We start from the raw sequence: 1,287 nt of genomic DNA, 5'->3' as shown, positions 1-1,287 counted from the left end.
TTTTTTTGTCATTGTAATTAATTTTTAATTAGTTTTACAAAGGACTAACATTTTCAGGTAATACGCTACCGAAGGTTTAGTTCAACAGCGGTTTTACAAGATTTGGGCTTTTGGCTCAATCAAAAAACTGTCTTGTATTTGGATAATTAGTTAATAATCAAAAGATTGGGAAGGCTTTCCCCAAACCTCGTAAAGCCACAAAACGTTGGCAGAGATATTAAAAAACAGAAAAATCTAAAATGAAAAACAGAAAATTATTTAAAACATTGTTCTTATTACCTTTATTTTTATTAACAAGTTGTACCAACGATGAAGAAAAAACTACAATAGCAGAAAATATAATTGAAAATGAAACTGACATAAATATTAATGGAATAGATTATAAATCCACAAATAAGAATGTTGACGGAAATGAAAACTGTGATATGTTGTTCTTTAGCGCATCTTATAATGATGAGAGTAAAATAAAATTTAACATTAATTTTCAACTTTCAAAAGAAGGAGAATTATTAAAAGTTTGGTATGGAGAATATGATCCAAAACTATTAACACCACAAATAATGAAAATATTTTTAACTCCAAACTTTAGACCAAAGTCAACATTCAATATTTCTAATTTTTCTCGTAATTATGAAACTGGTGAAGTGAAGTTTGACTTTGAAGGAACTCTTTTTTTGGAAAGTAATAATAATGTCACTCGAAATATCGATGGTAAAATTAAATTTAAATCATTAGAAAGTATAAATTGCACTACAACAAAAACGGGATTGTCATACGATTCACAGAATTTTAAATTACTCAGCTTTTATAATAATAGCGTTAAATTTGAGGACGAAAAACAATATCATAATTTTTTCTTAAACAATGGTTACCTCATAACTTTATCTCTTTCAAAAGATTTATGGAATAATGAACTCACAGAAATACCATTTACAGAAACAGATTTAATAGATAGAGCTGATTTTAGAAAAGCAATCGGTCCGATAATTGCAAACCAAAATCTCAATATTGACCAGCAAGAATGGGAAAATTATCAAACAAGCGGAAAAATAATACTTCTTAATAAGTCAACGGAAAAATATGGAAAAGTTATAACTGGAAAACTTAACTTAATAGTGAAAAATAATAACCAAATAATTTATGAATTAAATGGCATTGATTTTAAGACAGGAAGTTTTGGAAATTAAATACCTCTGCCAACAGCTAAGGTTTCGTTGCGTTCGGAGAACGAACAATGAAACCTGTGTTGAACGGAACCGATTACATGCCGTCAACACTTATGGAGTT

Annotated in this window: 1 protein-coding gene; it reads left to right on the top strand. The window is 28.4% G+C overall.

Features of this window, described 5'->3' with window-relative positions; all coding sequences use genetic code 11:
* The first annotated feature begins 239 nt into the window (after nucleotides 1-239).
* Nucleotides 240-1,187 carry a hypothetical protein gene (locus H602_RS0109560; protein ID WP_026977787.1) on the top strand — a complete coding sequence of 316 codons (948 nt, stop codon included), beginning with the start codon at nucleotides 240-242 and terminating at the stop codon, nucleotides 1,185-1,187.
* Nucleotides 1,188-1,287 lie beyond the last annotated feature (100 nt).

It is taken from the genome of Flavobacterium tegetincola DSM 22377 (assembly GCF_000425485.1).
Lineage (GTDB): Bacteria > Bacteroidota > Bacteroidia > Flavobacteriales > Flavobacteriaceae > Flavobacterium > Flavobacterium tegetincola.
This window is presented reverse-complemented; position numbering and strand designations above follow the sequence as displayed.

Coding starts and splice junctions, on each gene's coding strand:
- H602_RS0109560 (WP_026977787.1), top strand. CDS start 240: ATGAAAAACAGAAAATTATTTAAAACATTGTTCTTATTACCTTTATTT.